This is a genomic window from Stenotrophomonas sp. LGBM10 (genome assembly GCF_046736075.1).
Lineage (GTDB): Bacteria > Pseudomonadota > Gammaproteobacteria > Xanthomonadales > Xanthomonadaceae > Stenotrophomonas.
Map to the genome: position 1 here is coordinate 319,065 of NZ_CP177163.1, position 22,429 is coordinate 341,493.

The 22,429-nt window shown below is 66.8% G+C and carries 21 protein-coding genes and 9 tRNA genes; 15 read left to right on the plus strand and 15 right to left on the minus strand.

Translation table 11 applies throughout. The features are described 5' to 3' along the window. Position 1: 1 nt before the first annotated feature. A complete protein-coding gene (map, locus tag ACLB90_RS01315; RefSeq protein WP_411851271.1) occupies positions 2 to 769 on the minus strand; it encodes a type I methionyl aminopeptidase in 768 nt (255 codons plus the stop codon). Then, positions 766 to 978 (minus strand): ParD-like family protein, encoded by a 213-nt coding sequence (locus ACLB90_RS01320; protein ID WP_017357149.1) that lies wholly within the window; start codon positions 976 to 978, stop codon positions 766 to 768. The genes map and ACLB90_RS01320 overlap by 4 nt, the downstream gene beginning before the upstream one ends. Positions 979 to 1,112: 134 nt before the next feature. On the opposite strand from ACLB90_RS01320, the gene ACLB90_RS01325 reads away from it, so the two are divergent. Further along, complete coding sequence (locus ACLB90_RS01325; protein WP_411851272.1) at positions 1,113 to 1,496, plus strand: hypothetical protein; 384 nt, start codon at positions 1,113 to 1,115, stop codon at positions 1,494 to 1,496. A 16-nt stretch (positions 1,497 to 1,512) separates the two neighbouring features. Here ACLB90_RS01325 and ACLB90_RS01330 read toward each other — a convergent pair whose 3' ends face one another. The 7 genes from ACLB90_RS01330 to ACLB90_RS01360 all read right to left on the minus strand — a co-directional run bounded on the left by ACLB90_RS01330 (position 1,513) and on the right by ACLB90_RS01360 (position 10,752). After that, positions 1,513 to 2,415, minus strand: a complete 903-nt coding sequence (locus ACLB90_RS01330; protein ID WP_411851273.1) for a cation diffusion facilitator family transporter — start codon at positions 2,413 to 2,415, stop codon at positions 1,513 to 1,515. Positions 2,416 to 2,443: 28 nt separating this feature from the next. After that, positions 2,444 to 4,732 carry an Orn/Lys/Arg decarboxylase N-terminal domain-containing protein gene (locus ACLB90_RS01335; RefSeq protein WP_411851274.1) on the minus strand — a complete coding sequence of 763 codons (2,289 nt, stop codon included), beginning with the start codon at positions 4,730 to 4,732 and terminating at the stop codon, positions 2,444 to 2,446. 21 nt (positions 4,733 to 4,753) lie between these two features. Continuing rightward, positions 4,754 to 6,103 carry an arginine/agmatine antiporter gene (gene adiC / locus ACLB90_RS01340; RefSeq protein WP_411851275.1) on the minus strand — a complete coding sequence of 450 codons (1,350 nt, stop codon included), beginning with the start codon at positions 6,101 to 6,103 and terminating at the stop codon, positions 4,754 to 4,756. A 51-nt stretch (positions 6,104 to 6,154) separates the two neighbouring features. Further along, on the minus strand, positions 6,155 to 7,588 hold the full coding sequence (locus tag ACLB90_RS01345; protein WP_411851276.1) for a DcaP family trimeric outer membrane transporter: 1,434 nt from the start codon (positions 7,586 to 7,588) through the stop codon (positions 6,155 to 6,157). Between the two features lie 359 nt (positions 7,589 to 7,947). Next, positions 7,948 to 8,769, minus strand: a complete 822-nt coding sequence (dsbG, locus tag ACLB90_RS01350; protein ID WP_411851277.1) for a thiol:disulfide interchange protein DsbG — start codon at positions 8,767 to 8,769, stop codon at positions 7,948 to 7,950. Positions 8,770 to 8,808: 39 nt separating this feature from the next. After that, positions 8,809 to 9,612: a TlpA family protein disulfide reductase gene (locus tag ACLB90_RS01355; protein WP_411851278.1), complete on the minus strand. Its 804-nt coding sequence runs from the start codon at positions 9,610 to 9,612 to the stop codon at positions 8,809 to 8,811. A gap of 75 nt (positions 9,613 to 9,687) precedes the next feature. Further along, on the minus strand, positions 9,688 to 10,752 hold the full coding sequence (locus ACLB90_RS01360) for a GlxA family transcriptional regulator (RefSeq protein WP_411851279.1): 1,065 nt from the start codon (positions 10,750 to 10,752) through the stop codon (positions 9,688 to 9,690). A gap of 223 nt (positions 10,753 to 10,975) precedes the next feature. Here ACLB90_RS01360 and ACLB90_RS01365 point away from each other — a divergent pair, with 223 nt between their 5' ends. From ACLB90_RS01365 to ACLB90_RS01405, 9 genes are all read left to right on the plus strand, one after another. Continuing rightward, positions 10,976 to 11,398 carry a heavy metal-responsive transcriptional regulator gene (locus ACLB90_RS01365; RefSeq protein ID WP_411851280.1) on the plus strand — a complete coding sequence of 141 codons (423 nt, stop codon included), beginning with the start codon at positions 10,976 to 10,978 and terminating at the stop codon, positions 11,396 to 11,398. 125 nt (positions 11,399 to 11,523) lie between these two features. Beyond that, positions 11,524 to 11,599 (plus strand) — tRNA-Ala (locus ACLB90_RS01370). Positions 11,600 to 11,651: 52 nt separating this feature from the next. Next, a tRNA-Glu gene (locus tag ACLB90_RS01375) sits at positions 11,652 to 11,727 on the plus strand. A gap of 144 nt (positions 11,728 to 11,871) precedes the next feature. Then, positions 11,872 to 11,947 (plus strand) — tRNA-Ala (locus tag ACLB90_RS01380). A 51-nt stretch (positions 11,948 to 11,998) separates the two neighbouring features. Then, positions 11,999 to 12,074 (plus strand) — tRNA-Glu (locus tag ACLB90_RS01385). 124 nt (positions 12,075 to 12,198) lie between these two features. Next, positions 12,199 to 12,274 (plus strand) — tRNA-Ala (locus ACLB90_RS01390). A 48-nt stretch (positions 12,275 to 12,322) separates the two neighbouring features. After that, positions 12,323 to 12,398, plus strand: a tRNA-Glu gene (locus ACLB90_RS01395). A 110-nt stretch (positions 12,399 to 12,508) separates the two neighbouring features. Continuing rightward, a tRNA-Ala gene (locus ACLB90_RS01400) sits at positions 12,509 to 12,584 on the plus strand. Between the two features lie 48 nt (positions 12,585 to 12,632). After that, positions 12,633 to 12,708 (plus strand) — tRNA-Glu (locus tag ACLB90_RS01405). Between the two features lie 63 nt (positions 12,709 to 12,771). Here ACLB90_RS01405 and ACLB90_RS01410 read toward each other — a convergent pair. Then, positions 12,772 to 13,188, minus strand: coding sequence for a GNAT family N-acetyltransferase (locus ACLB90_RS01410; protein ID WP_411851281.1), 417 nt, complete (start codon positions 13,186 to 13,188; stop codon positions 12,772 to 12,774). Positions 13,189 to 13,293: 105 nt separating this feature from the next. Between ACLB90_RS01410 and ACLB90_RS01415 the strand changes: the two genes are divergently transcribed. After that, positions 13,294 to 14,250 (plus strand): SOS response-associated peptidase family protein, encoded by a 957-nt coding sequence (locus tag ACLB90_RS01415; protein ID WP_411851282.1) that lies wholly within the window; start codon positions 13,294 to 13,296, stop codon positions 14,248 to 14,250. A gap of 20 nt (positions 14,251 to 14,270) precedes the next feature. Here the strand turns inward: ACLB90_RS01415 and ACLB90_RS01420 are convergent, their stop codons facing one another. Continuing rightward, the gene (locus ACLB90_RS01420; protein WP_411851283.1) at positions 14,271 to 14,651 is read right to left on the minus strand and encodes a response regulator; all 381 of its coding nucleotides are present in this window, start codon (positions 14,649 to 14,651) and stop codon (positions 14,271 to 14,273) included. Positions 14,652 to 14,776: 125 nt separating this feature from the next. Here ACLB90_RS01420 and ACLB90_RS01425 point away from each other — a divergent pair. The 3 genes from ACLB90_RS01425 to ACLB90_RS01435 all read left to right on the plus strand — a co-directional run bounded on the left by ACLB90_RS01425 (position 14,777) and on the right by ACLB90_RS01435 (position 15,859). Beyond that, positions 14,777 to 14,863, plus strand: a tRNA-Leu gene (locus ACLB90_RS01425). Between the two features lie 207 nt (positions 14,864 to 15,070). Next, positions 15,071 to 15,457 carry a hypothetical protein gene (locus tag ACLB90_RS01430; RefSeq protein ID WP_411851284.1) on the plus strand — a complete coding sequence of 129 codons (387 nt, stop codon included), beginning with the start codon at positions 15,071 to 15,073 and terminating at the stop codon, positions 15,455 to 15,457. 132 nt (positions 15,458 to 15,589) lie between these two features. Continuing rightward, a complete protein-coding gene (locus tag ACLB90_RS01435) occupies positions 15,590 to 15,859 on the plus strand; it encodes a hypothetical protein (protein ID WP_411851285.1) in 270 nt (89 codons plus the stop codon). A gap of 22 nt (positions 15,860 to 15,881) precedes the next feature. Here ACLB90_RS01435 and ACLB90_RS01440 read toward each other — a convergent pair whose 3' ends face one another. Beyond that, positions 15,882 to 16,499 (minus strand): hypothetical protein, encoded by a 618-nt coding sequence (locus tag ACLB90_RS01440; protein WP_411851286.1) that lies wholly within the window; start codon positions 16,497 to 16,499, stop codon positions 15,882 to 15,884. Positions 16,500 to 16,720: 221 nt separating this feature from the next. Here ACLB90_RS01440 and ACLB90_RS01445 point away from each other — a divergent pair, with 221 nt between their 5' ends. Next, complete coding sequence (locus tag ACLB90_RS01445) at positions 16,721 to 17,437, plus strand: hypothetical protein (RefSeq protein ID WP_411851287.1); 717 nt, start codon at positions 16,721 to 16,723, stop codon at positions 17,435 to 17,437. A gap of 6 nt (positions 17,438 to 17,443) precedes the next feature. On the opposite strand, the gene ACLB90_RS01450 is transcribed toward ACLB90_RS01445, so the two are convergent. The 3 genes from ACLB90_RS01450 to ACLB90_RS01460 all read right to left on the minus strand — a co-directional run bounded on the left by ACLB90_RS01450 (position 17,444) and on the right by ACLB90_RS01460 (position 22,276). Further along, on the minus strand, positions 17,444 to 17,881 hold the full coding sequence (locus ACLB90_RS01450; protein ID WP_411851288.1) for a DUF4189 domain-containing protein: 438 nt from the start codon (positions 17,879 to 17,881) through the stop codon (positions 17,444 to 17,446). A gap of 88 nt (positions 17,882 to 17,969) precedes the next feature. Next, positions 17,970 to 19,823, minus strand: a complete 1,854-nt coding sequence (locus tag ACLB90_RS01455) for a methyl-accepting chemotaxis protein (RefSeq protein ID WP_411851289.1) — start codon at positions 19,821 to 19,823, stop codon at positions 17,970 to 17,972. A 260-nt stretch (positions 19,824 to 20,083) separates the two neighbouring features. Beyond that, positions 20,084 to 22,276: a PAS domain S-box protein gene (locus ACLB90_RS01460; protein ID WP_411851290.1), complete on the minus strand. Its 2,193-nt coding sequence runs from the start codon at positions 22,274 to 22,276 to the stop codon at positions 20,084 to 20,086. Between the last annotated feature and the right edge of the window lie 153 nt (positions 22,277 to 22,429).

The window sequence follows — 22,429 nt, forward strand, 5'->3', positions numbered from 1 at the left end:
ATCACCGCGTCGCGCGCTCATCGGCACGCAGGGTCAACACCTCCACCCCACCGGCGGTCACCAGGACGGTGTGCTCGGCCTGCGCCGACAACCTGCCATCGCGGGTGGTCACCGTCCAGCCATCCTCGCTCATGTCGATGGCCGCCCGGCCCTGGTTGATCATCGGCTCGATGGTGAAGGTCATGCCCTCCTCCAGCGCCAGTCCATCGCCACGGCGGCCGTAGTGCAGCACCTGCGGCTCTTCATGCATCTCCCGGCCGATGCCGTGGCCGCAGAATTCGCGCACCACGCTGTAGCCATGCGCCTTGGCGTGCTGCTGGATCGCAAAGCCGATATCGCCCAGCGTGGCGCCCGGCCGTACCACACCGATGCCCTTCCACATCGCCTCGCGGGTCACCCGTACCAGTCGCCGGGCCGCATAATCCACCTCGCCGATCAGGTAGGTCTTGCTGGAATCGGCGATGTAGCCCCCCTTCTCCAGGGTGATGTCCAGGTTGACGATACTGCCGGCGCGCAGCACGTCCGCAGCCGATGGCACGCCGTGGCAGACCACGTTGTCGATCGAGCTGTTGAGCACATACGCGAAGCCGTACTGGCCCTTGCTGGCCGGGCGCGCCTGCAGCTCGTCCACGATGAAGCGCTCGACCCAGTCGTTGACCTGCAGCGTGCTCATGCCTTCCAGCGGCAACCGGTCCAACGCCTCGAACACCGACGCCAGCAGCCGACCCGCTTCGCGCATGCGCTGCTGTTCGTCCGGCGTCTTGATCATGCCGGCACCGCCGGCAACAGACCCGGATCGACGCCGGCGGCGCGCAGCTCACGGCTGACGATCTCCTGGTAGCTCAGGCCGGGGTTCATTTCGCACAGCATGCCGATACGGATCCAGAACCCGGCCTGGGCGTTGATCGAGCGGCCGGACACGCCGCTGGCGCGGCGCAGGTTGTCGTGCAGCGCGTCATCGATGTTGACGATGCCCATGCGGGTGCTCCAATACGGTCAATATACACACCATATATGTTGTATATATTCCGTGCAAGCGCACCGTCGGCGCTGTCGCCGCGTCGCCCAGTCGTGCGAGGATGCCGGCGAAGGCTCCCGCACGGAGGAACGCAATGCGCACGATATTGCTGGTGTCCTCGGCCGCCGTGGCGGCGCTGGTGGCGGGCGTGGCGCTGGTCGGCTATTCGCCATCGGCCTGCAGTTGCGTGACGCCGATCGATACGCTCACCCACAGCGCAGGACTGGACCTGCCCGGCGTTGCGGTGCCTGCGGCAACGATAGAGGCTGGCCTCAACCGCACCATGCGCGGCCGCTCGGCCGATCCGGCGTCAACGGACTTCCTCTACTACCGCTGCCAGCCACCGTTGCCAGATCGCCTGGTGTGCAGGGTGCCCGTCGAGGAATCGCCCCTGCTCACGCGCGGGCTGGACGTGACCTACCACACCGTCCGAGGCCGCATCAGCCACGTCAGCGTGCGCCGTTCCGTCTGGCTGTAGCGGTCGCTGCAGCCGCTCAGGTCCACGCCGGGTCGGCGGTGAAATCGATGGTCAGCCAGAACTCGCTGCCGCGCGCGTCCAGCCGCTCGGCGATCTCGTCGCGCAGCGCATCCACGCTGCCGATGGTGCCGATGACCGTGTCCGGATGGGTCAGGATGTGGATCTCGACAAACCGCATGCGCCCCATTTTGGCGACGTGGCTGGTGAAATCCAGATAGCCGTGTTCGGCCACAAAGGCCTTCATCACTGTCTGCACGCGCGCATCCAGCGTGTCCGGTGCCACCTGCAGTACCTCGCGCATGGCCTTCCAGGCACTGCGCAGCGGCACCGGCAGCACCGCCAGGCTGATCGCAGCCAGCACCAGCGGGTCCAGGTAGGGAATCCAGTGTGCATGCCCGCCGCCGCGCAGCAGCAGCGCCAGCGCAAAGGCCAGCACCACCGCCAGGCTCATCAACCCGCTCAACAGCCAGGCGCGCACGTCCAGCCACAACAGGGCCGACTGCAGCCGCATCGCGCGGGTCCGCACGAACGCGGCCATCCCCAGGTTGCTCACGCACAGCACGGCGGCCCACACCAGGGCGGGCCCTGCCTTCACCTCGTGGCCGCCGGTGGTCACGCCGATCACCGCGTTGGCCAGCGCGTAGATGCACGCCAGCGACAGAATCGCCCCTCCCAGCGCTTCCACCATCGGCTCCAGGTGCCAATAGCCGTACTGGAAGCGCGGGCTTTCTTCCCGCGCCACCAGCCGCAGCACCGACAGCGCCACCAGGGTGAGCGCCACATCCACCAGGCTGTACACGCCATCAAACAGGATGGCCTGCGATCCAACCAGCAGGCCACCCCCGAAGCCGACGGCGCTGACCGCCATCGTCACCCCGATGGAGAGTTTGAGGACCCGCTGCTCGCGTGCTGTATCCATCGCCTGCCGAGGGTCCGTCGCGCGGGCGTCAGACCTTCAGCACCTCCACCTTGTAGGTCGGCGTATCGCCGTCGCGGTCGATGATAAGGCCGTGCACGTCCGACTCGAAGCCCGGGAACCGTGCGTTCTGCTCACGGGCGATGCGCAGCGACTGGATGATCGGCTCGTCGGTGGCGCCGAAACGCTCGCCCGGCATGATCGTGGGGATGCCCGGCGGGTACGGCACCAGCATGGTGCCGGCGATGCGGCCGCTGATCGCTTCGATGTCGACCCGCTCGATCTGCCCGCGCACCAGATGGTCGTAGGCCTCGGCCGGCGTCAGCACCGGCTCGGGCAGGTCCACGTACATCTCGCGCATCACCTGCGGCACGGCGAACTCGCCGTTGAACGCGTGCAGTGCCTGGCACAGGTCGCGCAGGCCCCAGCCCGCGTAGGCCTGCGGGTAGTCGGCGGCCAGCTGCGGCAAGGCGCGGCTCAGCGGCGCGTTGCTGTCGTAGAGTTCCTTGAACGCCATCAGCTCGGTGACCAGCGTGCTCCACTTGCCCTTGGTGATGCCCATCGAGAACAGGAACAGCACCGAGTAGAGATTGGTCTTCTCTACCGTGATGCCACGCGTCCACAGGAACTTGCTCAGCACCGCCGCCGGGATGCCGCGCTGCCCCATCTCGCCGTCCATCGACAACCCGGGGGTCAGCAGGGTCACCTTGATCGGGTCGATCAGCACGTAGTCCTCGACCAGTCCGTCGAAGCCATGCCAATGGGCGCCAGGCTGCAGATACCATTCCTCGCGCTTGGCCACCATCGGCGCCGGTGCATCGCCCTTGGCCAGCGAACGTTCCAGCTTGTCCGGCTGCCACACGCTGAACCACCAGTCGTCACGACCGAGGTCCTCGCGCACGTGCAGCATCGCGCGACGGAAAGCGATGGCCTCGTCGTGCATTTCCTGCACGAGCGACTCGCCGGCCGCACCTTCCATCATCTTCGATGCCACATCGCACGCGGCGATCACCCCGTAGTGCGGGCTGGTGGTGGTGTGCATCATGAAGGCTTCGTTGAAGCGTTCGGCGTCCAGCTCGCGGCTGGCGGCATTGCGCACATGGATCATCGACGCCTGCGAGAAGGCGGCCAGCAGCTTGTGCGTGGAATGCGTGGTGAAGATGATCGCATCCTGCTCGCGCGGCTTGCCCTTGGCCATGCCGTAGTGGTTCTCGTAGAACGGGTGGAACGCCGCATAGGCGTACCAGGCCTCGTCGAAGTGCAGGAAGTCCACCGCGCTGCCGATCTCCTCGGCGATCTTCTCGGCGTTGTAGCACAGGCCGTCGTAGGTGGAATTGGTGACCACCGCGATGCGCGGCTTGGAGCCGGCCTTGTAGGCCTTGCTGGCCAGCGGGTTGGCGGCAATGGCCTGCTGCAGCGCTTCGGGGGTGAACTGGTCCAGGCTGATCGGGCCGATGATGCCGTGCGCGTTGCGGCTGGGCGTGAAGTAGACCGGAATGCCCCCGGTCATGATCAGCGAGTGCAGCAGCGACTTGTGGCAGTTGCGGTCCACGAACACCACATCGCCGCGGCCGACGGTGCCGTGCCAGACGATCTTGTTGGCGGTGGAGGTGCCGTTGGTGACGAAGAAGGTGTGGTCGGCACCGAAGTTGCGCGCCGCCTCGTTCTCGGCCTCCTTGATCGGGCCGCTGTGGTCGAGCAGCGAGCCCAGCTCCGGCACCGAGATCGACAGGTCGCTGCGCAGGGTGTTCTCACCGTAGAACTGGTGGAACGCCCGGCCCACCGGCGACTTGGTGAAGGCCACGCCACCGGCATGGCCCGGCGTGTGCCAGGAATAGTTCGACTCGGCGGTGTGGTGGATCAATGCCTTGAAGAACGGCGGCAGCAGATTCTGCATGTAGTCTTCGGCCGCGCGCATCACCTGCCGCGAGATGAAGCTCTTGGTGTCCTCGAACAGGAACACATAGCCGTGCACGTACTTGAGCAGCTTGCTCGGCACCTTCTCGATGGTGCGGCGTTCGCCGTACAGGAACACCGGCAGGTTGCCGCGCCGCGCGCTCTGCTCGCGCAGGAAACCGAGCAGCCGCTGGAACTGTTCCGGCTTGTCTTCGGTTCCGTCGATGGAGATCAGCACCGCCGAGGCAGCCACATAGGTACGGGCGCCGGCCTGGGCATCGGCCAGGGTGAGGCCGCACAGCACGCGCTGGTCGTTCTTGCGCAGCTCATCGACCAGGGCGCGGATCAGGATGCCGCCGATGCGCGGGGACTCGTAATCGTCGTCGATGACGATGATGGGGTAATCAAGCGACTTGAAGTACACAGGCATTCTCCTGGGGCAATGTCACGAAAGCTTGGGATTGCTCACCGCGTCCAGCGCCGGCAGCTGGCCGCGCTGGCGGCGGCGCTCCTCGCTGAAGAACGGGTAGAACACGGTGATGAACAGCACGAACAGGAAGGCGTACTGCACGATGCTGCCGGACGAGCCGAAGATCGCCCACAGGCAGTAGACGACAGTGATGCTGGTCAGGGCCCAGAACGCGCCGGTATGCACCAGCGTGTGCGAACGCTCGACCACGAAGTAGCAGGCCACGCAGGAATAGATGTAAGGCAGCAGGGTCAGCACCACCGCTGCAGAGGTGATCACGTCGAACTGGGCCGACGCGGTGGCCGAGGTGGAGGTCACCAGCACGGCCAGGGTCATCAGCACGGCCACGATCAGCACGCCCTTGACCGGCACGTCATCCTTGTTGGTCCGGCTGAAGATGCTCGGGAACAGGCCGTCGTCCGAGGCCGCCTTGGCGCTCTGCGCGGTCAGCAGGATCCAGCCGCCGAGCGAACCGGCCGCGCCGACGAACGCGCACAGGCTGACTGCCGCCCCGCCCCAGCCGCCCACCGCCTTGGCCGCCGCCAGTGCGAACGGCGCATCGGACACCTGCAGCTCACCATTGGGCACCATGCCCATGATCACCGACGAGCTTGCGATGTAGGCGATGGCCGCCAGGAACACACCGGCCAGCGTGGCGCGGGCCACGTTCTTTTCCGGATTCTCGACCACGCCGGCGGTGACCGATGCCGACTCCACGCCGATGAACGCCCACAGCGTCAACGCCGCTGCGCTGGAGACCGCGCCGAAGTTGGACTCGCCGGAGACGTTGTAGGCCCCCTTGAAGATGGTCGGATCGAAGAAGAACCAGCCGAAGATCGCGATGCCCAGGATCGGCACCAGCGCGAAGCTGGTGGTCACCGTCTGCAGCCGGCTGACGAACGACGGTCCGATCACATTGGCGAAGCTCAGCGCCCAGACCAGGGCCAGCACTGCCAGGCAGCGCGGCAGCGGTTCGGACAGGATCGGGAAGAAGTAGCTGAAGTAACCGACTGCCGCGATCGGAATGGCCACGTTGCCGATCCAGTTGGCGAACCAGTAGATGGTGTTGGTCTGGAAGCCCATGTACGGGCCGAACCAGTCGCGCGCATAGGCATAGGGCCCGCCCGCCTTGGGCGCCAGCTTGCCGAGCTTGGCGAATACGAAGGCCAGCAGCAGCGCGCCGGCCGTGGTGATCAGCCAGCCCCAGATCGACGCCGTGCCGATCTTGGCCAGGCTGGAGGGCAGCAGGAACACCCCCGACCCCATCATGTTGCCGGCCACCAGGAAGGTGGCGCCGACCACCCCGATTTTCTTCGCTTCTGCCATGACGGTTTCTCCTTTGCCAGGCATGGGCCCGGTCGTGCCGGGCGTGAGGGTTTACTTGATGAAGTTGTATTGCAGGCTGCCCTGCAGCCGCACCGTGTCCGCGCGTTGTCCGCTCTGCTGTTCCAGCTGGCCGTACAGCAGTTCCATACCCATCGTCCAGGACGGGGCCGGGCTCCACAGCAGGTTGAAGACGCCGTAGCGGCTCTGCCGGAAGGCGTCGGCGGCCAGGGCGACATTGCGACCGCTGGTGAGCTGGCCGTAGATCAGGTTGGAGCGCCACAACGGCGACCAGTAGTGCGTGTAGCCCACGAAGCCGCCATACAACGACAACGCCTGCAGGCGGCCGTCGGCGGTGACCACCGCATCCATGCCCGAACCGGTGAGGTCGGCGGTATAGCGTCCCAGGCCCTTGCCGCCCAATGCGCCGAACAGCAGCAGATCCTGCTCGCCCATCGACGCCGAGCCGCTCAGCTGCACGCCGCCGCCGAAACGACGGCCATCACCGTCATCGCCGTCGTAGCCCAGGCTGCGCGCGACCGCACCCAGCTGCAGATGCCCCCAGTCGCGCTCCATGCGGGCGGTGACGGTGACATCGGGCAGCCGGTCCACCCCCATCACCCCCTGCGCCGGCGCGCTGAGCTGCGTGTCCGGATCTTCGGCGGCCACGGTCACGGTGTTGCCTTTGCCTACTGCGAAGCTGTGATGGATGCCCGCCACAAGCAGATAGCCAGCGCCGCCCGGCCCGGCGAAGTCCAGCGTGTCGGGCAGGCTGTCGGCGTCCATGAAGGTGGAATAGCCGTAGCCGGCGTAGGTGTTGCCGAGCTGGCCGTACGCGTGGCGCAGGCGGAACTGATAGCTGTCGCTGCTGCCGAAGAAGTCATTCTCCAGGTAAAAGCGCAGGTTGCCATGCGTGGTCGGGCGCCGCGCTTCGAAGCTGAAGCGGGTCTGCTTGGCATGCAGCGTGAAGTTGGAGACATCCCGGTGCGCACTGCCCACCGGAATCGACGAGGTGACGAACTGTTCCTGGTCGCCTGCCGCGCGCGCGTCGGCGATCGCATCGAGTTTGGCGTAGCCACCGATGCGTATCAGCGTATCGGTGCCCGGTACGGCGAAGAAGCCCTTCAGTTCGGGATCGGTCGGTCCGGCGGCACTGTCCGGCCGCGACGCGGCGCTGGACGGATCGGCCACCGAATCACGCTGCGGCAGAATTGCCTGCCCGCTGCCGGGTACATGTGCTGCGGTGGTCGTGGGTGCGGGTAGCGCGGCAACCGCGCCGGGTCCCGGCAACGCGCCTGCGGCCGTTGCCGCTGCGGGACCGGACGTGCTCTGCCCGGACTCGATGGCATCCAGGCGTTTCTCCATCGATTCCAGCGTCTGCCGCAGCGTCCGGATCTCCTGGCGCAGCGCCTCGGCGGAATCCTGCGCATGCGCCGGAACAGCCGTCAGCGCGAGCGCACCTGCCAACGTCAACCCACCCAAGCGCATTGCATCCTCCATGAAACACAGACAGTGCTGCCCGTCGACGTCGCGCTGCGACGAAGCAGGTACCGGCGTGGGATTCCCTCCTCATCCCGGATCGCATGTCGCGTTCGGCATGCATACCAGCGGCTTGAGTACCAATGGCGAGGTGAGGAGTTCGTGAAGTCTGGCGGACGAATCGATGACCGACCCGCGATGCGACGTTGAACCCGTAGAAATACTGAGGAATCCGGCATGCGCTACAGCGTAGTGCGCGCCGGATTTTTCTCATTGATCCAGATCAACCGCCACCGGCACCATCACGGTGGAGCGGTTCGGCGCACCGGCATTGCACCGGCGCGCGAAGCGAGTGCGGGCGCCGTGTCTCAGCGCGGGCCCATCACCACATCCATGTCCGGACCCTGCGGCATGCCGGCACGACGTTGCAGCATGCCCTTGTCATCCTTGAACAGAATGCCCGGCGTGCCCTGGAAGCCCATCTCGATCATCAGCACCTGGTTGGCGTCGAGCTTGTTGGCCACGTCTGCGGTCAGGCTGGCTGCCGGCTTGATGCCGCCCTGTTCAAAACGATGCTCGTTCTCCAGCAGCGCCGCGCTGGGGTTCGGTGCGGTGAGGATCGCCGCGGCCTTGGCCGGGCTGTCCTCACGGATCACCCCGACCATGACATGGCGCAGCTGCACCTTGCCGCTGTCCACCCACGGCCGCGCGGCTTCCCAGAACCGGTGGCAGTACGGGCAGTTGGCATCGCTGAAGGTGTACACCACACGCGGCGCGTCGGCGCGGCCATCGCGCACCCAGGCGCTGGCATCAAGCTTGGCCCACTGGCGCGCGGACATCGGCGCAGCCACCAGGCGCTCCACCGGTTCGGTGCCGATGTCCTTGCCCTGGGCATCAAACAGGCTGCCCACCAGCACATGCGTGCCGTCCGCCGTCACGTACGCGGCGGCCGGCTGCTGCCCACCGACCACGCCGGCAAAACCGCGCAGGCCACCGGGCGCATCGAACTCGCCCATCACCTCGAAGCCCTGCTGTTCGATGCTCTTGAGCACCGCCGGCCGATCGCCCGGCTTGCCGGCGGTGGCTGCGGCAGGCGCCTTCGGCGCCTGGGCCTGGCTGCAGCCGGACAGGCCCAGCAGCAGCGCGGCGCTCAGCACGGTACCCAGCGCAGGGAAGGATTTGGACAACATGGCAACTCCCGGGATCAAAAGACAGAAGAACCCGCGCGACTATCGCAGCCGCGCGAGCTTGGATTCCAGACCGGCGGCACTGAGTTCCCCCAGATGCACGTCACGCAACCGCCCGTCGCGATCGAAGAACAGGGTAGTCGGATACGCCTGCACATGCAGCGCCGTTGCCGCCTGCATCGGTTCGTCGAGCAGCACATTGTGCAACGACAGCTGTTCCGCCTTGAGGAAGGCCTGCACGTCGTCCGCGGTTTCGCCCTGGTTGGCAAAGACGAAGCGCAGCTCGGGATGGCGCTGCTGGGCGCGGGCCAGCACCGGCATCTCGCGGCGGCATGGACCGCACCAAGTGGCCCAGAGATTGACCACGGTCGGCTGCGCGCGCTCGCCTCCCAGCGTGGCGGGTGTACCGTCCAGCGCGGTCAGCGCAAGTGTCGGCAGCGCAATGCGGTCGCGCTGCAGCCAGCCACTGCCCAGCGACAGCGCAGCCCAGCACAGCACGCCCGCCAAGGCGCCGGCCGCTACCGGAGCGCGCAGTCGGGGCCAGCGGCGCAGGCGCCATGCGCCCCAGCCCAGGCCGACCAGGAGGGCTACCCACGCCAGAAAGCCACCATCGCCCAGCCGAAGCACGGCCCAGCCATCGTGGCGATAGTCTGCCCAGTAGCGCAGGATGAAGCCGAGACGGCCGGCCAGCAGGCCGACCAGCAGCATGTCGAACAACACGCCGCGGGGCGTGGGTGAGCCCTCTTCCGGCGGCACACGCAGCACGCGCGCCACCAGCATCGCCACACCCATCGCAACAAGCACCCACACCACCACCAACGGCACCGGGCCGACACTGCTTATCATCGTTTCGCATTCGGTATCGTGCCGACCCGCATGGTCCCAGCATGCGCCGATGCGATCAAGCCGCAGCGCGGCACGTCATGCCGCGCGCATGGCCTCCACGACGCGCGCCGGTGCCGTGGTGCTGCGTTCGCGACGCTGGCTCACGATCTGACGCCGATAGCGCGCCGGGGTGGTGCCGACGATGCGCAGGAACAGCCGCCGGAACGCGCTCTGGTCGGAGTAACCCACGTGCCAGGACACCTCGTCGATCGCCCCGCCCGCCTGGAACAGCATCTGCGCTTTGGCGATGCGCAGGCGCTGGCAGTACTCGATGGGCCGCATGCCGGTGGCGCGCAGGAAGCGGCGCTGCAGGGTCCGCGGCTCCAGGCCGGCCGAATCGCAGATGTCCTGCAGGCTCACTCCGCGCGCAGCGATGCTGTGCAGCCAGCGTTGCGCCTTGAGAACGCAGCGGTCGCCGTGGGCGAAGTTCGGGCTGAAGCGTTCCAGGTCGTCCTGCACGGTGCGCGGAATCACCAGCTGCAACTGCTGGGCCACCGACGACATCACACTGTGGCCGTATACGCGGGCAAGCAGGCGCAGGCTCAGGTACTTCCATGAGTCGGTGCCGGCGGCGGTCAGCAGATCGCCATCGTCCACGAGGGTGCGCTCGCTGGGCAGCCAGCTGGGCACAACCGTGTTCAGTGCCGCGTAGCGGTCCAGGCTGGGCAGCCGTACCGGGCGGCCGGCCAGCACCCCCGCACGGGCCAGCAGCAGCGCGCCTTCCTCGCAGCCGGCCAGCAGGCTGCCGGCTTCGTGGCACTCGCGCAGCCATGCCAGCAGCCCCTCGCCGGCCACCGACATCGCCCAGCCGGGCTCGTTGCCGGGCAGGATCACCACCGCCGGCAATGCCTCGCCGAACAGCGTGGCACCGGCCATGCGCTGCATCCCGCCGCCTCGCGTGCACAGGGTCCAACGGGTAACGAGCATGCGCGCCCCCGGCCGCCGCCCGGCCGCTGCAACCCGGTTGGAGAGCTGGGCAAGCTCGGAAAGCACCGTCGCCGCACCACGGATGCTGCCCGCGTACTCGACCACGGCCACCTCCATCAGCGTAGGCGCCGCCGGCGTCCGCCGCAGCGAAGGGGAGTTCAACGAGGTGTTCATGAAACCTTGCTCCAGCAGCGTTACCCGTCACGGGGGGAGCGGGGGCGCTTGCGCGCACGCCCGATCAACAGTTGGCTGGAGGTTACGGACGGCATCGCGGCCCATCCATGAAACTAATTGCATCTTTGCGGGCAACCGCGCGGGCGGCCGCCACGGACCCAACCCTTGACCCTTGACCCGGCTCCAGGGTCCACAATGAGCCCGATCTACTGCCGAGGTGGTGATGAACATTGGACAGCTTGCGCGCCAGGCCGGCGTGCCCATCGACACCGTGCGTTACTACGAGCGGCAGCAGCTGCTGCCGACCGCACGCCGCAGCGCCGGGGGCTATCGGGTGTTCAGCGATGACGACCTGACCCGGCTGCAGTTCATCCGTCGCGCCAAGTCGCTGGGCTTCAGCCTGGATGAGATCGGCGAACTGCTCTCGCTCAGCGACCAGCACGGCCAGGATATGGCGCAGGTCCGCATGACCGCCGTGCAGAAGCTGCAGGACATCGAACAGCGCATCGGCGAACTGCAGCGCATGCATGGCGCACTCAAGCAGTTGGTGGATGCGTGCCCTGGCCACGGCGAACGCGGGCAGTGCCCGATCCTGGCGGCGCTGACGGCGCCGCGCCAAGGGCCGCCCCACTCCACCGCACCATGACGACCGCGCATCGCGTTTTCGGCGATGCCGGCGTGAATGCAGTTCAAGCAATGGATGAGAAATTTCCTGCAGTTTTCTCTTGCCAATCGAAAACGCCGTCGCTATGATTTCGCTCCTCACGACGTGGGGCCATAGCTCAGCTGGGAGAGCGCCTGCATGGCATGCAGGAGGTCGGCGGTTCGATCCCGCCTGGCTCCACCACTTCAATCATTAGGCCGATTGAAGTGCGGTGAGAAAAATTCGGTTTTCGTGCGTCCCCATCGTCTAGAGGCCTAGGACATCACCCTTTCACGGTGGCGACCGGGGTTCGAATCCCCGTGGGGACGCCAATTGAAACGCAGAACGCCCCGGTCTTGGCCGGGGCGTTTTGTTTGACACGACCACTGTCTCGATCCATTTTTTTTCAGTGTTGTGTCAGAGAAAAGACTTGGCGAATGCATCGCACACGCGTAGAATTCCGCCTCCAGCATCGTGGGGCCATAGCTCAGCTGGGAGAGCGCCTGCATGGCATGCAGGAGGTCGGCGGTTCGATCCCGCCTGGCTCCACCAATCCGGACATTAGGCCGTCAGGATTGCTGAAAAATTTGATGAGTTTCATGCGTCCCCATCGTCTAGAGGCCTAGGACATCACCCTTTCACGGTGGCGACCGGGGTTCGAATCCCCGTGGGGACGCCACTCATCAACGAATACCGAGGCCCGGCATGCCGGGTCTTTTTATTCACCGCCCCCTGCGGGTTTCGAATGTGGTCTTCCACAAACGTGAACAGGCAGGTATACTAGGCGGCTCGCGGTACAACGTGGGGCCATAGCTCAGCTGGGAGAGCGCCTGCATGGCATGCAGGAGGTCGGCGGTTCGATCCCGCCTGGCTCCACCACTTCTCCGGACACAGGCCGTCCGACAGAAGCAAAATTCGGTTTAACGCGTCCCCATCGTCTAGAGGCCTAGGACATCACCCTTTCACGGTGGCGACCGGGGTTCGAATCCCCGTGGGGACGCCAGCTTCAACAAACAGCCCTGACTTCGGTCGGGGCTTTTTGTTGGTGGTCTTCAAAAAAGCTTCCCATTCGACAATAACGTCGCTATGATAGGCGGCTCGCAGCATCAACGTGGGGCCATAGCTCAGCTGGGAGAGCGCCTGCATGGCATGCAGGAGGTCGGCGGTTCGATCCCGCCTGGCTCCACCACTTCTCCGGACACAGGCCGTCCGATAGAAGCAAAATTCGGTTTAACGCGTCCCCATCGTCTAGAGGCCTAGGACATCACCCTTTCACGGTGGCGACCGGGGTTCGAATCCCCGTGGGGACGCCAGCTTCAACAAACAGCCCTGACTTCGGTCGGGGCTTTTTGTTGGCGCTTCGCTTTGTGGCTGCCTCAGCCCACCACCTTGGCCATGCCAACCGACTTCGGGGCGGTCTGGGTGTAACCGAACTGGGCGTACAGACGGTGCGCCTGCCCATCGGCGATCAGGCTCACATAGGCCCCGGCCGCGTTCGTGCGCAGCCAGGCATCCAGGGCAGTCATCACCGCCTTGCCCAGCCCCTGCCCCTGGCGATCGGGAACCACGGCGATGTCCACGACCTGCAGAAAGCAGCCGCCGTCGCCGATCAGCCGGCCCATCGCCACCAGCTGCTCGCCATCGCGGATGCTCACACCGAACACCGTGTTGGGCAGGCCCCGCGCGGCGGCCTCCAACGATTTGGGGCTCAGGCCGGCGAGCACGCGCAGCTGGCGGTACTCCTCGACAGTGGGTGGCACCGGGTAACACTGCAGGCCGGCAGGCAGGGACATGGGCGACGCCTCGGAGTGAACAGGCCCGTAGCATGCCGCAGGCCGCTCGCACCCGGTGAGACCAACCGGCCTATGCTGTCACCCTGCCCCGCCACGCCTGCCGCCATGTGCTACTCCGCCCAGATCCGCGCCGATTACACCAAGCTTGTCCGCGAGTACGGCGCCGTCATGTCGCTGGATGAGTTCGCGCAGCTCTACGCGCACGATCCGGGCAAACCCCGCCCCAAGACACCCAAGGCGATGGACGACGGCTTTGCCGGTGCACGCACGCCACAGGGCCAGGACATCGTGGCGAAGATCCAGCAGTGGCATGCCGAGGAAATGCGCGCGCTCGACGAAGAGATCCGCCTTCAGTCCGCGCGCCTGGCAGCGGCCGAAGCCAGCCTGGCCGCCCGCCCCTCGCAGAAGGCGCGCAATGAGATCCGCATCGCCGGCAACCGGGTCGAACGCGCGCAGGCGCGCCTGGACGATCTGCATCGCACCGGGCTGCAGCCTCGCGACAGCCGCATCTTCCCGGGCGTCTACGCCCCGGTGATCGTGTCCGAACACGGCCAGCGCGTGATCAAGCCGATGCGCTACCAATGCCGCCTGCCGGACACGCCGGCGCGCCACGACACGCTCTACCCGGGCACCTACAACGCGCGCCGCGACAGCCTCGGCGGATACTGGAAGTCTGCGTTCGGTCATCGCCACGGCGTGGTGGTGGTGCAGTCGTTCTACGAACACGTCCCACGGCATGCACTGGAACATCGGGCGCTGGCACCCGGAGAAAGCGCGCAGAACGTCGTGCTGGAATTCCGCCCGCAACCGCCACGCGACCTGCTGGTGGCCTGCCTGTGGTCGGAATGGGAAGGGCCGGAAGGCCGGTTGCTGTCGTTCGCGGCGATCACCGACGAACCGCCGGTGGCAGTGGCCGCCGCCGGGCATGACCGCTGCATCGTGCCGATCCGGCCGGAGCACCTGGACGCGTGGCTCAATCCGGACCCGGCCGATCTTGCCGCGCAGTACCGCATTCTCGATGACCGCGAACCGCTCGATCTTGACTACCTGGAAGCGGCGTGACGCCGGCTTCCACTGCTGCATCAGCCGGCGACTGAATCGCCTTGGCGCGCGCGTTCGAGCGCGGCCGTCAGTTCAGCCGTCAGGTACGGCTTGCTGAGCACGACACCGCTGCGGAACGTCGGCGGCAGATGATCCGGCGACATGCCCGTCGCCAGCACAAACGGAATGCCACGCTCGGCCAGCCCTGCGGCCACCGCTTCGCTGGTTTCGTTGTTGGCCAGGCGGTAGTCGAGCAACGCGACCTGCGGCGTGGTCTCGCCCAGCAGGCGCAATGCCTCGGACACCGATGCCGCCAACCCGACGACGATCGCGCCGGACTGCACCAGCTGCATCTGCAGCAGGGCCGCGCTCATCTCATCGTTCTCCACCACCAGCACCCGTAGATCCTGCAACGCGCTCATCCCCGGCTCCCTGTATGGTTCAGCACGGTGATTATAGCGTCCCAACCCGATGAAGGCGCCCGTCACACTGAAGCGTTCAGGTCTCCCCACAGCACCGGGTTTTGTATACACTACGCGGCCAGCCAGCCGAAGTGGCGGAATCGGTAGACGCAGCGGACTCAAAATCCGCCGCCCTTAAAAGCGTGTGGGTTCGAGTCCCACCTTCGGCACCATTGGAACGATACGCTCCGCAATCGCCGGAGATGAGACCCCGCTTCGGCGGGGTTTTTCGTTTCCGCAAGGCCGCATCGCAGCGACGGTCCCATGCGCTCGCAGGGTATTTCCGGCCACGCGGTGTGAGATCATGGACGGCGTATGGACAACCCGCGTCACCCGATCGAGATCATCGAGCGGGTGCGCCAGATGGAGAGCTGGGACGCATGAAATTTCGCATCATCGTGGCGCTGGCCGGCCTGCTCGGTACGGCTTCCGCCCACGCGCTCACCGTGGAGAGCTACGAACAGCTCAAGAAGAAGGTCGACGTCGATACCACGGTGAGGATGTCGCTGTTCAGCTACTTCCAGGGGGTCGCCGAGACCTTCTTGGCCACCTCGGATGCCACCACCGGGCAGATCAACCTCCGCTCCGGCGACACGGTCTGCATGCCGGCCGGGGTCAAGCTTGGCGCAGACCTGGTGGAAGCGGCCGTGCAGCAGGAAATCACCGACCACCGTGCGATTCACATGAAGACCCCGGATTGGGACCAGATCTACGTGTCGATCTACGCCGGTTACGGCCTGGTCCGCATGTTCCCCTGCACCCGGTAATCGCCTGGACGACCCGGCGGCCCACACCGGGCCGTTCGACAGCGCCGCAGGCGCCGCGCCCCATGCAGGGCACTAACATCCCGGGGGCTACCGTGATGACTGGATGCATCCCATCCGTCAGAGGCGACGACCGTGCCGGATACCGGCCTGTTCCACCTGTTCGAGGTCAGTCGCGTCCCCGGCGCGGCAACGCAGACGACGATCAACGCCATCCTGTGCGTGCGTGCCGAGTGCCTCACCTGCCATCAGACGATGAACGTGACCGCGCCGCCAGCGCTGTTGAACATCTCCGGCGGCGGCGCCGTACTGGAATGCCCGGTCTGTTTCAGCCGGCAGCCCATCTCCGGCGCGCGCTTCGCCGACTTCCTCGACCGCTACCCGAACGGCTGCACGACCCGCTGAGCGCACCCATCGCGGCGGCGCACTAGCGCTGCAGCGCACGCGCGCAGAATGTGCTCGACGGGGAGACCCCGTTCAATCCCTGGTAGCGCTCGCAGCAGCAGAACGCGTTCACCATCTCGCGTCCGATCGGATCGTCGAAGCGGATCTGTGCATGCCGCAACAACGCGGAGACGGCAGGACGTCCGTCATCGGCAAGAATGCGGTCTGCCGCATCGGCCGCGATGGCCATCTCCAGCACCCGGGTGTCATGCGTGCGGCGCGCACCATCGCCATCGCTGGTGATGACGTCCACGCGCAGATGAAACACGAACGCAGGCCGCACGCCGGCGGGCGGCGTCCGCACCACCTTTTCCAGGATGCGTGCCACATCCTCGCAGAACGCGTGGAACGTGGCCTGGGCATCATGCCCACCCTTCCTCAGCACCAGCGTGGCCTGCGGCGTGGGGACGGCATCGTGATACGCGACGGACACCAGGTCGCGACTCCCCCTGCGCAGCCGCGCCTCCACCACCGCACACGCGGCACCGCCCCCTGCAGCCACCGCGGCATCCGCCCGCGCGCGACGCAGCAGCAGAATGACCACGCTCGCACCAGCGATGCCGAGCACGAACGCAACCACCGTCGCCACCTCCACCTGCATTGCCCTGCTCCACCGCCAACGATCACAAGCGGCGGATTCTAGGCCACGCACGCGCGCGCATTACGCCGTTGGACAGGAAGCGCGTGCCAGACTGCACTGGGCCATGCAGCGGCGGGCCGTTCCGTCGGCAGCGGCGTTTCCGCGCGACGTCGTGATTGGCTCACAACGTCCTTGAACACGCGTTGCCCGTACACCGCCCTATCCGGAGAAAGTGTTACTTCATGCGCCTGCTTGCCCTGTTCGTCCTTCTGTTCTTCTCCATGCCCGCTGCCGCAGAACTGGTCACCGTGGCCGGCACCATCCGCCAGGATCCGCACGACCGCAGCAAATGGACGTTCATCCAGGATGAGCGCCACACCAATCTCGGTTTCGCGCCCGCCATCCAGGCCCGCGGCACGGACCTGGTGCTGACCTTCTCGCCCACGTTCAAGCGCGTGGTCTCCTTCATCGCCGCGCCCGACGAAACGATGGCATCGCAGATGGGCGTGTCGGTCGGCTCATCGGTGGACACCGACGCGGTCGCCATCCGCCTGTCCGTCACCCAGGCCATCACCGGCCAGGTGTGGTGGGACAAGGGCTGGCACCACGTGGCAAGCAACCTGACCGACGGCGAGAAGGTGCAGCCCGTACCGACCTTCACCGGCTCGACCTTGCTGGTCAGCCACGACGACCTGCCCAGCACCGGCCTGCAGCTCACGCCGTGGACGCGGGACGGCAAGGTGGTGCCCTACGTTCCGGCGGTAAGGCTGTCCACCAAGAACAGCTTCAGCATGTCCTTCCTCGACGGCAGCGGCTTCGCATCGACGCCCAACAACCGCATGGCATTCACCTATAGCAAGGTGGTGTCTTCCCCGGTGCGCGTGGACGACAAGGAAGGCTCGTTCGGCCTGCCGCTGTTCAGCGGCAACATCTGGATGATCGGCGTCATCGAGCGGTGACCTGCTTCACGGCATCGCCGGGCCCGGCGGCGGCGGTGGCGGATACGGATGTGTCAGCGGGTGTACCGTTCCCTGCACCGGCACGATCTCGCGCCAGGCGATGGCCAGCGCACAGTCATTGGCCACGCGGCGGCACATGGCAGCGGCCTTGCGACGGGCCGCATCGTCGCTCTTTTCCGACAAGGCCACGCCGACGGCCACTGTGCCGGTATAGATGGCCGAGTACCCCGATGCAGCCGTACTCATCTGTTCGCGGCAGTTCGGCGAACCGCGCACACACCCAGCCAGCGCATCCTGTAGTGCGTTGCTGACCGAGCGTTTGTTCATCGCGTACCCGAACGCACCGTTGCCAGGGTCGTAGAACACCGCCGACGCCGCCGACGCCATGCCCGGCGCACCTACGCCCAGCGCCAGCACGACCGCCCACATCCGTCCATACCGCATCCGTGCACTCCGTCCGTTCGTTTGATGCGGAAGTATCCCAGAGCCGCGCGCGATGTGCAGCCGGTGCCGCTGCGCATCGTGTCGGCGCTCACACCAACCGCAGCACCGGCTGTCCGCCCTGCATCGCCTGCCGCTGCGTCTGCGCCACCGCCGCATCCACGCGGAACCCGGCCACGGTCTGCAGCAGTTGGGACGCCTGCTCCTCCATGCTGCGCGCTGCCGCCGATGCTTCCTCGACCAGCGCCGCATTCTGCTGGGTGCCCTCGTCGATATGCTCCACGGCGCGGTTGATCTGCTGGATGCCTTCGCTCTGCTGCTGGGCGGCGGCACTGATATCGCTCATCAACGCGCTGACCCGCTTCACGTTGACCACGATTTCCGTCATCGTCCGCCCGGCGCTCTCGACCTGTGCGGTACCGGCGCCGACCTTCTCCACCGAGTCGCCGATCAGCTGCTTGATTTCCTTGGCCGCGTCGGCCGAGCGCTGCGACAGCGAGCGGATCTCCGAGGCGACCACGGCAAAACCGCGGCCATGCTCACCGGCCCGCGCCGCTTCCACGGCCGCGTTGAGCGCGAGAATGTTGGTCTGGAACGCGATGCCGTCGATCACCCCGATGATGTCGACGATGCGCCGCGACGAGTCATTGATCAGCGCCATCGTCGCCACCACTTCGTGCACTACGTGCCCGCCCTGGTCGGCAACATCGACCGCGCCGCTGGCCAGCTCGCTGGCCTGGCGGGCGTTGTCGGCCGTGCGCTGCACGGTCGCGGTCAGCCCCTTCATCGACACGGCGGTTTCCTCCAGCGACGCGGCCTGCTGTTCGGTGCGCACCGACAGGTCGCTGTTGCCTTCGGCGATCTCGCTGGCACCGACCGCAATGGTGTCGGCAGCGAACTTGATCTGCCCGATGATCGAGGCCATCGCCTCGACCAGCGCGTTGATGCCCTCGCACAGCTCGGCGATCGGGCCGCTCTTGTCGGTCGTGGGAATGTGGCCGGTGAGGTCCCCGTCCTGGGCCGCCGCCACCACTTCGCGGGTCTGCGCCACCGCCTGCTCCAGCGCGAGGCTGGCGCGCACCTGCGCGGTGACGTCGGTGGCGTACTTGACCACTTTGAACGGCCGGCCGTTCATGTCGAAGATCGGGTTGTACGAGGCCTGGATCCACACCTCGCGCCCATCGCGCCCGAGCCGCTTGTACTGGCCGGCATCGAACTCGCCCCGCCCCAGCTTCTCCCAGAAGCGCTGGTACTCGTCGCTCTGCCGGTAGGCGGTCTCGGCGAACATCGAATGGTGCTGGCCGCGCACCTCTTCCAGCCGGTAACCCATCACGGCCAGGAAGTTCTCGTTGGCGGCAAGAATGCGCCCGTCCATGCTGAACTCGATCACGGCCTGGGATTTGCTGATGGCCGCCAGCTGGCCGGCGAAATCGGCCGCCTGGAACTTCTGCGCGGTGATGTCGGTGGCGAACTTCACCACTTTGTAGGGCCGGCCGTTGCTGTCGAAGACCGGGTTGTACGACGCCTGGATCCAGATCTCGCGCCCGCCTTTGCCAACCCGGCGATACTGGCCGGCGTCGAACTCGCCCCGGCCGAGCTTGGCCCAGAACGCCCGGTACGCCTCGCTCTGTGCCTGCGCCGGGTCGACGAACAGCGAGTGGTGCCGGCCCTGGATCTCCGCCAGGGAGTAGCCCAGCGTCTGCAGGAAGTTCTCGTTGGCCTCCAGGATGGTGCCATCCAGATCGAACTCGATCACCGCCTGCACGCGGTGCAGCGCGGCAATCTGCGCCTCCAGCGCCGACTGGTGGCGCGCCGCCGCGCCGGAGGTGGCCTCCGCGCGGCTGCGGCGGGCGCTGAACAGGCCGCGCAGAGCGCGCCAGGGCGAATCGACGGCGGTGACCGACAGCGGTGCCGGCACCGGCGTATGCAAGCCTGAAGTAAACATCGTATGACCTCGTGTCCGTTAAGCGATGGCGACGCCGGACGGGATGCCCGGCGCGGGTAATCAGCTGGCTTGGGACGCACGAACTTCGTCAGTGGAACTGACGCGACTTCCAGTGGCATTGCACGGCCAGGGGGTCGGCCGGGTGATTCTGTCGATCAGATGGCTGCCAGGTCGCCCCTGCCATGCAGGGGCAACTCCGACCGATATAGCGGCCCTGGGCGGGGAACCTTTAGGGTGACCGATCAATCGGCATGGATGGCTCAGCCCTCCCCGGCCTCGCTGGTATCGCCGCTGTCGAGCGGGTCGAACGGCCCCTCGCCCAGCGCCTCCACCTGCACATTGTCGCGCCCGGCGGCTTTGGCCCGGTAACACTGTGCATCGGCAGCCGCCACGGCATCGTCCACGCTCATGCCGCCGCTCAGGGCCGCGATGCCGATGCTGGCCCCCACCACCAGACGCTCCCGATCCCACGGAATGGACAGCGCCCGAACCGTGTCGAGCAGATCGCTGGCGATGCGTCGCGCGCGTTTGAGCGAGCAGCCCGCCAGGATCACCGCGAACTCGTCGCCGCCCAGCCGGGCGACGATGTCCGAATCGCGCACACCGTGGCGCAGCAGGCTGGCCACTGCCCACAGCACGGCATCGCCGGCGAGGTGGCCATGCGTGTCGTTGACCGGCTTGAAGTGGTCCAGATCGATATACATGAGCGAGGCCTGCTGGCCGGTGCGGGCCACGCGGGTGATCGCCTGCTGCAGGTGTGCTTCGAAACCGCGGCGGTTGCTCAGTTCGGTCAACGGATCGACCTCGGCCAGGTGCCGCGCTTCGCGCTGGCGGGCGCGCTGCTGGGTGACGTCGCGGATCACCCACACCGCCCCACTGATCTCACCCGCCTCGCCACGCAACCAGGCGCGGGTGAGGTCCACCGGCACCCGCTGGGCACCCACCGCCAACAGCAGGTCCGAGTGCAGGTCCACGGCATTGCTGTCCGGGTCCATGAGCACGGCCAGATCCAGCGGCGACCGCGGCGCGTATTCGGTGGTCAGCTCCATCAGCTCGGTCATCCGCCCGCCGGTAAGGGCGTCGGCACCTGCGCCGGCCAGGGCCCGGGTCGCGGCGGCGTTGGCGTACTGGACGGTGCCCTGCAGATCCAGGGTCAGCACCATGTCGGCCACCGCATCCAGGGTGATGCGCGTGCGCTGTTCGGACTCGCGCAGCTGCTGGCCACTCTGGCGCTGGGCGGTGACGTCCTGGATCTGCGACACGAAATGCAGCGGCGCGCCATTCTCCGCGCGCACCAGCGAGACCGACAGCCGGCCCCAGACGATGTTGCCCGCCTTGCCGAGGTAGCGTTTGTCCATGTGGTAATGGTCGCGGCGGCCAGCCAGCAGGTCGCCGACCAGGGCCAGGTCGGCGTGCAGGTCGTCGGGGTGGGTCAGGGTCTGGAAGTCGATCTGCAGCAGTTCGGCGCGGGTGTAGCCGAGGATGCCGCAGAGCGCGTCGTTGACGTCCAGCCAGCGCCCTTCCAGCGACACCAGCGCCATGCCGAGCGCGGCCGAGGAGAAGGCGCCGGCGAACTTCTCGGCCGCCACGTACGCCTGCTCGCGGATCGCCAGCAGCGGCGTGATGTCCACCGCCATCCCCACATAACCGATCCGCGAGCCCCCGGCACAATCCAGCGGACTGATCGACAGGCGCACCTGGCGGCGCTCGCCGTCCTTGCGCACGAACGTCCACTGGTGCGACCAGGTGCCCTGTGACGCGCGGGCGGTGAGGGCTTCGAAAATGGTCGGCAACGGGGCGCCGTCGGCCACATCCTGCTGCAGGTAGGCGTGCATTTCCGCCGCATCGTGGAACAGCCCGGGGTTGACCCGGCCGATCACGTCCTCGGCGCTGTAGCCCAGCAGTTTCTGCGCGCCGGTGTTGAACAGATTCACCACGCCATCGACGTCGGTGGCGATCACCGCAACTTCGTCGGAGGCATCCACCACGGCCTGCAGGCGCTGGCGCATGTTGGCTGCGTCCTGGCGGGCGTTCTGCAGGTCGGTGACATCGGCGTGCGCACCGGCCATCCACACCGGCAGGCCCTGCGCATCCCATTCGTAGATGCGCCCGCGGTCCTGCACCCAGATCCAGTGCCCGTCCTTGTGGCGCATCCGGCACAGGCTCTCGAAGCGCGGTGAGCGCCCTTCCAGGTGCTCCTTCAGCAGCGCGTTGGAGCTGGCCAGGTCGTCGGGATGGACCAGCCGGAAGAAGGTCTCCGGGGTGATCGGGGCCAGCTCCTCGCGGGTGTAGCCGACGATGCCGGCCCAGCGTTCGTTGACCCGCATCTGCCCGGTCTGGATGTTCCATTCCCAGGTACCGACGGCGATGCCGTCGATGATCTTCTCCATCCGGCGGTGCTGGTCGGACAGATCATCCGGCAGGGGCGAAGGACCCGCGGGTTCACGGCTCATGGCGGCCCCCGACGGTGCACTGCCGACGCGGCAGGCGCGCGCGTGGCCCGGGCGTCTGCCCGGCCGTACGCCCTGTTCCTGGTATCCGCCATGTCCCCTCCCCGCGACCGCGCGCCACGCCGTGCGGCCATTCAACGGGAAGTGTGCTTAAAC

What these genes read in the sequence shown, in the direction of transcription:
- ACLB90_RS01360 (WP_411851279.1), bottom strand. Translation starts at nt 10,752, where the DNA reads ATGAACACCTCGTTGAACTCCCCTTCGCTGCGGCGGACGCCGGCGGCG.
- ACLB90_RS01460 (WP_411851290.1), bottom strand. Translation starts at nt 22,276, where the DNA reads ATGAGCCGTGAACCCGCGGGTCCTTCGCCCCTGCCGGATGATCTGTCC.
- ACLB90_RS01325 (WP_411851272.1), top strand. Translation starts at nt 1,113, where the DNA reads ATGCGCACGATATTGCTGGTGTCCTCGGCCGCCGTGGCGGCGCTGGTG.
- ACLB90_RS01365 (WP_411851280.1), top strand. Translation starts at nt 10,976, where the DNA reads ATGAACATTGGACAGCTTGCGCGCCAGGCCGGCGTGCCCATCGACACC.
- ACLB90_RS01440 (WP_411851286.1), bottom strand. Translation starts at nt 16,499, where the DNA reads ATGCAGGTGGAGGTGGCGACGGTGGTTGCGTTCGTGCTCGGCATCGCT.
- ACLB90_RS01445 (WP_411851287.1), top strand. Translation starts at nt 16,721, where the DNA reads ATGCGCCTGCTTGCCCTGTTCGTCCTTCTGTTCTTCTCCATGCCCGCT.
- ACLB90_RS01455 (WP_411851289.1), bottom strand. Translation starts at nt 19,823, where the DNA reads ATGTTTACTTCAGGCTTGCATACGCCGGTGCCGGCACCGCTGTCGGTC.
- ACLB90_RS01330 (WP_411851273.1), bottom strand. Translation starts at nt 2,415, where the DNA reads ATGGATACAGCACGCGAGCAGCGGGTCCTCAAACTCTCCATCGGGGTG.
- ACLB90_RS01345 (WP_411851276.1), bottom strand. Translation starts at nt 7,588, where the DNA reads ATGCGCTTGGGTGGGTTGACGTTGGCAGGTGCGCTCGCGCTGACGGCT.
- ACLB90_RS01450 (WP_411851288.1), bottom strand. Translation starts at nt 17,881, where the DNA reads ATGCGGTATGGACGGATGTGGGCGGTCGTGCTGGCGCTGGGCGTAGGT.
- adiC (WP_411851275.1), bottom strand. Translation starts at nt 6,103, where the DNA reads ATGGCAGAAGCGAAGAAAATCGGGGTGGTCGGCGCCACCTTCCTGGTG.
- ACLB90_RS01355 (WP_411851278.1), bottom strand. Translation starts at nt 9,612, where the DNA reads ATGATAAGCAGTGTCGGCCCGGTGCCGTTGGTGGTGGTGTGGGTGCTT.
- ACLB90_RS01320 (WP_017357149.1), bottom strand. Translation starts at nt 978, where the DNA reads ATGGGCATCGTCAACATCGATGACGCGCTGCACGACAACCTGCGCCGC.
- ACLB90_RS01410 (WP_411851281.1), bottom strand. Translation starts at nt 13,188, where the DNA reads ATGTCCCTGCCTGCCGGCCTGCAGTGTTACCCGGTGCCACCCACTGTC.
- ACLB90_RS01430 (WP_411851284.1), top strand. Translation starts at nt 15,071, where the DNA reads ATGAAATTTCGCATCATCGTGGCGCTGGCCGGCCTGCTCGGTACGGCT.
- dsbG (WP_411851277.1), bottom strand. Translation starts at nt 8,769, where the DNA reads ATGTTGTCCAAATCCTTCCCTGCGCTGGGTACCGTGCTGAGCGCCGCG.
- ACLB90_RS01420 (WP_411851283.1), bottom strand. Translation starts at nt 14,651, where the DNA reads ATGAGCGCGTTGCAGGATCTACGGGTGCTGGTGGTGGAGAACGATGAG.
- map (WP_411851271.1), bottom strand. Translation starts at nt 769, where the DNA reads ATGATCAAGACGCCGGACGAACAGCAGCGCATGCGCGAAGCGGGTCGG.
- ACLB90_RS01415 (WP_411851282.1), top strand. Translation starts at nt 13,294, where the DNA reads ATGTGCTACTCCGCCCAGATCCGCGCCGATTACACCAAGCTTGTCCGC.